The sequence below is a fragment of the Acidobacteriota bacterium genome, assembly GCA_022340665.1.
Taxonomy (GTDB): domain Bacteria; phylum Acidobacteriota; class Thermoanaerobaculia; order Thermoanaerobaculales; family Sulfomarinibacteraceae; genus Sulfomarinibacter.
This window is the reverse complement of sequence record JAJDNM010000130.1, coordinates 1-8,855: the sequence shown is the minus strand read 5'-3', so window position 1 is coordinate 8,855 and position 8,855 is coordinate 1. Positions and strand designations below refer to the sequence as shown.

The 8,855-nt window shown below is 62.3% G+C and carries 7 protein-coding genes; 2 read left to right on the top strand and 5 right to left on the bottom strand.

The genetic code is table 11. From position 1 onward, the window contains the following. The 4 genes from LJE93_14460 to LJE93_14445 form a co-directional block, all read right to left on the bottom strand. Positions 1–134 (bottom strand): NAD-dependent epimerase/dehydratase family protein (locus LJE93_14460; protein MCG6950111.1); only part of this gene is annotated, 134 nt, incomplete at its 3' end. Continuing rightward, on the bottom strand, positions 131–1,126 hold the full coding sequence (locus tag LJE93_14455) for an adenylate/guanylate cyclase domain-containing protein (protein MCG6950110.1): 996 nt from the start codon (positions 1,124–1,126) through the stop codon (positions 131–133). The genes LJE93_14455 and LJE93_14460, both read right to left, overlap by 4 nt. A 10-nt stretch (positions 1,127–1,136) precedes the next feature. After that, a complete protein-coding gene (locus LJE93_14450) occupies positions 1,137–1,517 on the bottom strand; it encodes a cyclic nucleotide-binding domain-containing protein (protein MCG6950109.1) in 381 nt (126 codons plus the stop codon). An 11-nt stretch (positions 1,518–1,528) separates the two neighbouring features. Beyond that, positions 1,529–2,896 (bottom strand): hypothetical protein, encoded by a 1,368-nt coding sequence (locus LJE93_14445; GenBank protein MCG6950108.1) that lies wholly within the window; start codon positions 2,894–2,896, stop codon positions 1,529–1,531. Positions 2,897–3,187: 291 nt separating this feature from the next. On the opposite strand from LJE93_14445, the gene ychF reads away from it, so the two are divergent. Then, positions 3,188–4,264, top strand: a complete 1,077-nt coding sequence (ychF, locus tag LJE93_14440) for a redox-regulated ATPase YchF (GenBank protein ID MCG6950107.1) — start codon at positions 3,188–3,190, stop codon at positions 4,262–4,264. A gap of 84 nt (positions 4,265–4,348) precedes the next feature. On the opposite strand, the gene LJE93_14435 is transcribed toward ychF, so the two are convergent. Next, positions 4,349–7,036 (bottom strand): serine/threonine protein kinase, encoded by a 2,688-nt coding sequence (locus tag LJE93_14435; protein ID MCG6950106.1) that lies wholly within the window; start codon positions 7,034–7,036, stop codon positions 4,349–4,351. A 450-nt stretch (positions 7,037–7,486) separates the two neighbouring features. Between LJE93_14435 and LJE93_14430 the strand changes: the two genes are divergently transcribed. Beyond that, complete coding sequence (locus LJE93_14430; GenBank protein ID MCG6950105.1) at positions 7,487–8,683, top strand: fibronectin type III domain-containing protein; 1,197 nt, start codon at positions 7,487–7,489, stop codon at positions 8,681–8,683. The last annotated feature ends 172 nt before the right edge of the window (positions 8,684–8,855 follow it).

The following is an 8,855-nucleotide window of genomic DNA, read 5'->3' as shown; positions in this document are numbered from 1 at the left end:
TTCGGGCTCCGCGCCAGACATCTGACTCGATAGCCCGATTCGAGCAGAAAGGGGACCAGCCGGCCTCCAATGTACCCGGAGGCACCTGCCACGAAAACAATACTGGTGGCATCCCGCGGGGTGGTACTTTTCAATTGCGCTCTTGTACCAAGGAGTACAGCTTGTGAGAGTCGTTGAAACCCTTTGCTTTCTTCGATCCGATTTCCCTGAATTCGAAAGTTTCTGAAGCCATCGCGTAGGTCAACGGGCAGGCGAGAATCGGGCCCGTGGACTCGTCGGCAAATTTCTCTATTCGGAAAGCCAGGACCACGGTTTCTCCGACCATCGACAATCCCAACGCTCCTTCGTTACCGTAACCGGAGATCGTGACCAGTCCTGTGGCGAGCGCCCAATCCATGTGCAGCGGGAATCCCGCCACGCGCCATGCGGCTTGATCCTCTGCCAGCTCTTCGACCCGGCATTTGAGGGCCAACGCCGCCTTGCACGCGTCGACTGCGTGATTCCGGCTCGAGCCCGCCTCCCAGAAGGCGAAGATCGCGTCACCCTGGAACTCTTTGAGCGTTCCGCCGAGCCTCACCACCTCGCGCTCGAGTCGCTCGAACACCCGGCCGACCGACTCCTGAACCTCGGATGGAGCAAACCTCTGCACGAGCCCGGTATAGTCTCGAATGTCTCCGACGAGCACCGTCACCGGAACCGCACTGGAAACCCCGACCGTTCCATCTGTCGACTCCGCATCTGCGATCATTTCCAGTGGCTTCTCGCCGTCGAGCCTTAATACGAGGCCTTTGCCAATCTCCAGGACCTGGTTAATCTTCAGCTCCGTCTTCAGATTCGGCGACAGCCGCCGACCATCGATTCGCGTACCGTTACGACTCATGTCACGGACAAAACAACGCCCGTCCGGCTCCTGTGTGACGACACAGTGCCGAGTCGACACGGTCGGATCACAGACCAACAAAAGTCCTGGGGCCTCGCGGCCCTCTTTGTATCGACCGATCTCGATTTGGTTGAAAAAGGCGAAGGAGGCACCGACGTTCGGTCCGGTTTCGACCACGAGCTTTTTCGCGGGTTGTTGCGTCGGTGGCGGCGCACAATACCTGGCTGAGCCGAGATCCCCCTTCATTTAAAGTGACTCATTCCCGAGGTGCCGGGCTTTTCAGACGTGCAACCTCATCGCTGAGCTCTCGCACCCGCTTCGACATCGTCTGAACAACGCGAAAGGCGAGCGACGGGTCTTTGTGGATCCTCTTGAGGAAATTCTTCTTGTCGATGGTGAGAATTCTTGCCTCACCGAGAGCGCGGAGCGTGGCCGACCGTTCTTCACGATCGAAGATCGCCATCTCGCCCATGAATTCTCCTTCTCCAGCGACTCGCAACTGCATTTCAACTCCGCCCTTTTCCACCAGCACCTGAACCTTGCCCTTCTGGATCACGTACATGCAGTCGCCCACATCTCCTTGGCGAGCAACGATCTCACCGTCGCTATAGGTCTTGCCCAGATCTCCCTTCGCCATCGACCTCTCCTTCAGTTTTCGGTTCGTGGAAACGGTGATGCTGCGACCGCCAACTCCCATGCCAAACGCGCCAGAAACCGGGGGTGCATCGCGAGGGTCACGATTTCCCGATAAGGAGCGCTTCCGGTGAACATGTCCCACAGGACCTGGCTCATGTCACGCCGTCGTCCAGTTCCTTGTTGCTCTTTCTCCGTCATTCGCAGGAGTGCACGTCGAGCGAATCGCCGCCTCTGAATCTGTCGGGTTACCGCGAAGCTCAGCTTGCCGATAGAGTTGTCGATGCTGATCGACCGGCACACGGGCCAGTAGTGGCGTCGAAAGTCGGATTCCGAAATCCCTTCGAAAACCGCCGTGGTCGCGCAGGCCTTGGCGGTTCGATAGGCGGCCCCGATGCCGTCCTTGTACAGCCGGGTCACTCCGCAGTCACCCACGAAGACCAGTCGGTCCGAGAACGGCTGGACTGCGGCCCCCACGCTGATTTTCGGAGAGCACTGGCACGACCGAGGGTCGGAAATCCAGTTATCCGGCATACAGGCTTTGACCTGCGGCGCATCGAGGAAGGATTTCACCAAATCCTTGTCGATGGATTCTCCGAGTAGACAGACGCTCGCGTAATCACCTTTGGGAATGATCGCCGCGAACTCGAGCCTTGGGATGTTGAGGAGAAAGACGTGCATCGAGTCACCCAGTGTCTCTTCGATCACCTTTTCCCCGAGGTAGTACTCGGTAATGAAGGTCTTGGTGGATTGAGGAGGTTTGTAGCCCAGCCCATTCTCGGAAAAGAGCTTCAGCGCCGCCGAGTTGACGCCGACCGCTACCACCAACAGGTCGTAAATCTGTGCTTCGTCTCCCTTGACCGTAACACGCGGTCGGCCTTCATCGAAGGACACATCGGCGACCCTGCCTCGCGTTACACGTGCGCCTTTTGCGATGGCGAGTTGTTCGAGGTGGTGGTCGAAGCTCCCCCATTTACTGTTCTTCAGATCGCGAGGGCCCGCACCGCGGTAGACGGCACCGATCCTCTTCTCCCGAACCGGCGTTTCGATGCGCACGCTGCCCACATCCGTGTGCAGCATGTACGATTCGATTCCCCTCTGCACGATCGTCGACGGGAGGTTAATCCCTTCCGCAGCCAGGTTTTGTACCAGCGTTTCGGAGATGATCCCTCCGCACATGTTGCAGCCTTTGGGCGCGACGCACGAGAAGTCTCGCGGCTCGAAGATCTCGACATCGAGTTCGAGGCCACTTCGTGAGGCCATTTCGAGCAGGAAGTAACTGACGAACGAGCCAGCCGGTCCGCCGCCGATCACGGCGACTTTCGAACCATCCACCAGTTGAAGGTCATCCTGCTGCCGGGCCGTCGCAACCGAGGCTCTCATCGACCAGGTCCCGGTTCGCGAGCCGAGTTCCCGACACCTGTGGCCAGCTGCCCATCACCATGACCGACGATCGTCCAAAGACAACACACAGTGGTTCCCGTTCCTGTCTGGCCATGAGGGTACCATGTTTTGGCAATTGATCAGTAGTAATGATGTACATATAACTAATTTCGCAATTGAGTCTCAAATATTGACTCGACACTCCCCGAGACAGGTCCCATCTTTGCCTGTGGCGCCCGGGTACGCCACACGCGGGATTTTTTCGGCCCACAACCGGGTACAATTCCCGTCATGCTCTCTGTCGGCATTGTCGGGCTGCCCAACGTGGGTAAGTCGACGCTCTTCAACGCACTCACCGCGGCCGGCGCCGAGGTCTCGAACTACCCCTTCACGACCATCGAGCCCAACGTCGGCGTGGTGCCGGTGCCGGACCCCCGGCTCGACGGCCTCACGCGGGTGCTCGATCCGGAGAAGGTTACGCCGGCAACGGTGCGCTTCATCGACATCGCGGGCCTGGTCGAGGGCGCCAGCACGGGCGAGGGGCTTGGCAACCAGTTCCTCGGTGAGATCCGCCAGGTCGACGCCATCGTCCACGTCGTCCGCTGCTTCCGCAAATCGGATGTTGCCCACGTCTTCGCAGATGTCGATCCGGTGCGCGACGCAGAGGTGATCGACACCGAGCTCATGCTCGCCGACCTCGAGGTACTCGGCCGCGCGATCGAAAAGAGAAAGCGGGACTGGCAGACCCGCCCCCAGGACCACGCCAGCGAAAAACGACGGATGACCGACTGGCGACAGGCCCTCGAACGCGGCCAGCCCTTGCGCCGGATTGGCCTCCACCCCAACGACCTGCGCGAGCTCAAGACCGCTGGCCTGATCTCGGGCAAGCCCGTCCTCTATGTCGCCAACATCTCCGGGGAGAGCGACGCCGATCGTGCATCGGAGGTCGCAGAGAGGGAGCCCGACGCCCACCTGGTGACGGTCGATGCAGAGCTGGAGCTCGAGCTCGCCGAACTCGAGCCCGACGAGCGGGCGGAGTTCATGCAGGAGCTCGGCCTCACCGAGACCGGCCTCGACCGCGTGGTGAAGGCGTCCTTCGACCTGCTCGGGCTGGTCGCCTTCTACACCATCGCCAAGCGCAAGCTGCAGGCGTGGGAGATCCCAAACGGCACTGCGGCCGCGACCGCCGCCGGCAAGGTCCACTCCGATATGGAGAAGGGCTTCATCCGCGCCAAGGTGGCCTCGGCCGACGAGCTCATAGAAACCGGTGACCTGCACGAGGTGCAGAGCCGCGGCCACGTCCGCACCGTCGGCCGGGACCACGAGATCCACGACGGCGACGTGGTGGAGTTCCTCTTCAACGCGTGATTGCGACTGGCCCTGCGCTCATGACGGGCGATCCGAATCGACATCCTGACGGGCCTGCCGATCAGCACTCGGATCCACCCTCCGTCACCTCTTTTCGATCATGTCAGCATTGATCAGCGGCCGGCCGGCGAGGGAGATCCAGAATCCGTAGGCAGCCAGGGTGGCGAGGAGCAGCAACGTGATCCACGACCGGCCGGCGTACCAGGCGGATGAGTCCAGGGTCAGTGGCACGAAGCCGGCAAACCACATGTAGATGCCCCAGAAGACGGGGGCCAGCAATCCGAATCGGATGAGCACGAAGAGGAAGGCGCCGAACGCGACCGACATGTAGACAAAGAAGATCATCGGGTTGGGCATTCCCGGAACCGCGGTTCCGGCAGCGAACAGCAGGACTGCGAGGACAGCGATCCACTGACGTCGCAGGAGGACCCGCAGGAGCAGCAGCATGAAGAGCCAACCGACCGGCATGTAGAGTGCGAAGGCAATATTCTGAAACACATTGCCGATTGCCTCTGGCGTTCCGGAAAGGGAGATCAAGGAGGCAGCCGGGGGCCGTTCCGCCGGCCGCTTGAGGTATTCGAGCAGCAATCTGTACACGCCCCACCAGCACTGGGTGAAGACTCCGGCAGCGGCTCCGATGAGAATGTCCCTCCCGACCAGCGGGTCGCGGAACCGTCCCGCGAGCAGCCGGTTCCACGAGATGAGGCCTTCCGGCCACAATCGCCGTGCATAGGGCTCGAGGGCGATGTAGACCATCCACACCAGTCCGGCAACCATCATGCCGTAGGCGAGAAATCTGAAGAAGAGTCCGACTTCGGCAAACGTCGGCACGTGATGCGCCTGCAGCACCCAGGCCACCGCGAGGACAACAAACTCGAAGGAGGCTACCCGCAGGGCACCAAGCCGATCGCCACGTCCGAGCCGCAGGTTGCGGCGCGCGACCAACGCGCCGCCCACGACCACGCCGAACAGCAACCCGGTGAAGAAAATCGCATCCCCGAACGAAGTCTGCGCCCCGGTCGTAGCGGATGCGCCCCACCTCCACTCGGGAACGACCTCGAAGTGGACAGCACGGCCGGCGTTCGAGCACGCTTCAATGCGAATCTGCCCTGCCTCTGGATCATCGCCCTCCCACGCCAATCGCTGATCACATGTCACCAGGGGATTTCGTCTCGGGGCCACCGGGCCGAAGAGCGCCATGTCGAAGCCGGACGCCTCGAAGAGGGGCGACCAGTCAACCGGACCGGCCGGAGAATCCTCCGCGGCAATCGGCGGCGGCACCACCTTGAGACGCCGCAACCTCCCGTCCGGATCGAGCCAGACGCCGGACATCCCCTCCACCGTCCACGGTGGGTCGGACGGTGAGACGAACTGGTACTCGTCACTGGAAAAGAAATCCGACGCGACGAGATGCTCCGGGCTCTGCCGATACCAGAAATAGATCGGCGCGGGACGGACCGTCGACAGGATTTCCCACTCGGGAACGGTCAGCCCCTGCGCCTCCATGTAATCGAGATAGTCGTCGTCGTACGCAAAGCCGTTCGCCCTGTCCACCTCATCGCCGTCGACACCGGCCATCCCCAGGATTTCCCCCGCCTCGACGGCCAGCGCCTCGGGCGGCTTCGGGAGCGGGACTAAACCCTCGACAGCGTAGCGATCCCTCTTTGCGGCAATGAACAACAGACCGATGACCACGAAGACGAGCAGAGGGATGCCAATTGCCGGCCGCAATCCACCGACCTCTCCCGCGTCGGCCACCATCTCCGGCGAGGGGGTCTCACCCGCCGCCAACGCCGCCGCCAGAGGATCGCCGCCGGGCAGCGATGCAGCCACGGCAAGTGCGGACTTCGGCCTGGCTTCGGGATCGGTCTCGAGGCAGCGCAGGATGGTCCGCTCGACGGCGGGATCGAGATCCTGGACGTGGCTCGACGGGCTGGTGGGCGTCGATTGCTCGCGTAGCCGCTCGAGGTCGCCCGCATCGGCGGCCTCGAAGGCCCGTCGCCCGGTGAAGAGCTCGTACAGGACCAGGCCCAGCGAGTAGAGATCGCTGCGCACCGAGACCCTCTCCCCGGCGCTCTGCTCCGGTGCCATATAAAGAGGCGTGCCGACCCGGATTTCGTCGCCGACGATCGTCTCCGCCAGCCCCGCCAATCCGAAGTCGGTGATCTTCGCCCGACCGCGCCCGTCGATCATCACGTTGGCCGGCTTGAGGTCCCGGTGGAGGATGCCCTGCTCGTGCGCCGCCTCGAGGCCGGCGCACAGCTGTCGCGCGATCTGCACCGCCTTGTCCCGCGGCAACCGGCCGATGCGGCGGAGCAGCGACGCCAGATCCTCGCCGTCCACGTACTCCATCGAGAGGTAATGCTGGCCGTCGACGTCGCCTACGTCGTGCACACGGCAGACGTTGGCGTGGGTCACCCTGAGCGCGCTGCGCACCTCGTTGAGGAATCTTTCGAGCCGCTCGCGATCTCGAGCCACGTCAAGCGGCAGGAACTTGAGCGCCACCGGCTGGCCCAGCTTGAGGTCGTCCGCGCGGTAGACCTCGCCCATCCCGCCGCGGCCGAGCAGGCCGACGATGCGGTACCTGCCACCGATGATCGTGCCGGGGATGAAACGCACCGTTTCGGCCTCCGAGGCCGACGTGTCCTTCGCGGCCCGGTTCCCCACAACGCTTTCGGTCTGCACGCCCTCGGTCGCATCCAGAGGCTCGGCGCACGTCGGACAGTATCTGCTGCCCTCGGGCGCTTCGGATCCGCATTGTGGGCAGAGCATCTTGCGGTCATGGTGACACGCCCCGTCGGGGATGTGAATAGCTGCTCACAACGGCGACCTTTTCGGTAACATGACATTGCGAGAGGAGGATGCCGTGAATTCCGAGCGTCGAGCCGAAGACCTGCCGCAGCTCGAGTGCCCGCTCTGCGGAGGACCCGCCGACCTCCGGGGGCGTTGAGCCAGCGCCGTCATCGTGTGCAGGTCGTGCACCGCAGAGCTCCCGGCACGTCGATATCAAGAGGTCATCGACCAGTGGAAGGAACGGATGTCGCGTTCCGTGTCGGAGCGGCCGCATGATGACTGAATCTCGGCCTCCACCCGTGCCGCAGTAGCGCGGCGAGCAGATCTCCCCGCACCATCTCCTTCCCGCATCCCGTTTGACTTTTGCCCCCACGAAACGGAGAATGCTCTAACTGCCAATTAGAAAGACACGAGAACGGGAGGTCGTCCATGCGAAAACCCGTCGTCATCGCCGTTCTGATCCTTATCCCGGTAGGCTTCGCCCACGCGCAGATTCCCGCGTCCGAACGCGCCGCGTTGGTTGCTCTGTATAACAGCACCGACGGGGACAACTGGACGAACAAAACCGGCTGGCTGGGGCCTCTCGGAGAGGAATGCAACTGGTTCGGGGTCGAATGCAGGATGTTCGACTCGAACCCGCTGGACATGTACGTCTACGCTCTGGACCTGAGCGGCAACCAGCTGACTGGGACCATCCCGCCCGAGTTGGGGAACCTTGCCGGTTTACGGAGTCTCTACCTCGGCGGCAACGAGCTCATCGGATCGATTCCACCGGAGCTGGGAAGCCTGCCAGAACTCGGGACACTCTCCCTCCACACCAATCACTTGAGCGGGACCATTCCGCCGCAGCTGGGGAATCTGCCGCTCATCAACTACTTGTCCCTGTGCTGCAACCAGCTCGGAGGGGAGATTCCCGTGCAGCTCGCCAACCTCACGACAATCGCGCCGGCTGGATTGGACATCAGCTGGAATGCCCTCCACACTGACGACCCCACTTTGGACGCATTCCTCATTTCCAAGCACTCCGGGTGGGGCGATTGGGAGAGCTCGCAGACGGTTTCGCCGGAGAATGTGATCGTCGGAACGGTCGGCGACCACACGGTGTGGCTGAGCTGGGACTACGTCACCACTCCGGGCGAGGCGACCGGCTATCACCTTTTCATCCTGAAGCCGGGATCAGGCAGCTGGGAATCGGTTGGCTGGACGAAGTCGATCTGGACCACCTCATTCCCTGTGACCGGGCTCGATCCGGGGTTGACGTATGACATCGCTGTGACGACCTACACCAACCCACATCTCTACAACCCCTACAATCTCGTCACCAGCGACATCGGCTCTCCGGAGATGGTGACCACCGCGACCAACGGTTGTGCCCAGCCGGTCATCCACATGACCGGGGCGGGCCCGTACACGCTTTCCGTCAGCGGAAGCTGGGACACCTACGAGTGGAGCACGTTCGAGACCACCGCCACCATCGATGTCAACCCGCCGCCCGACGAGTGGTTCTGGGTCACCGTCACCAGCGGCGGCTGCCAGGAAACCGCAGCCATCCTCGTCGACCCGGAGATCTTCAGCGATGGCTTCGAATCAGGCCAAACGACGGTCTGGTCGAACACAGTTCCATAAGATGACAGACACAGCTGGAGACTTAATTGAAGTCGGATCTGAGAATGCGCCCTTCGGGCCGTCGACGAGCTGAGCCGGGTTGCGCGGATGTTCACGCCCGAGGAGAACCGGCTGCCGATCATTGACAAAGACGAAGACTTGAGCCTCGGTCTGCGGATCTACGTCCCTGACG

What these genes read in the sequence shown, in the direction of transcription:
- LJE93_14455 (MCG6950110.1), bottom strand. Translation starts at nt 1,126, where the DNA reads ATGAAGGGGGATCTCGGCTCAGCCAGGTATTGTGCGCCGCCACCGACG.
- LJE93_14450 (MCG6950109.1), bottom strand. Translation starts at nt 1,517, where the DNA reads ATGGCGAAGGGAGATCTGGGCAAGACCTATAGCGACGGTGAGATCGTT.
- LJE93_14445 (MCG6950108.1), bottom strand. Translation starts at nt 2,896, where the DNA reads ATGAGAGCCTCGGTTGCGACGGCCCGGCAGCAGGATGACCTTCAACTG.
- ychF (MCG6950107.1), top strand. Translation starts at nt 3,188, where the DNA reads ATGCTCTCTGTCGGCATTGTCGGGCTGCCCAACGTGGGTAAGTCGACG.
- LJE93_14435 (MCG6950106.1), bottom strand. Translation starts at nt 7,036, where the DNA reads ATGCTCTGCCCACAATGCGGATCCGAAGCGCCCGAGGGCAGCAGATAC.
- LJE93_14430 (MCG6950105.1), top strand. Translation starts at nt 7,487, where the DNA reads ATGCGAAAACCCGTCGTCATCGCCGTTCTGATCCTTATCCCGGTAGGC.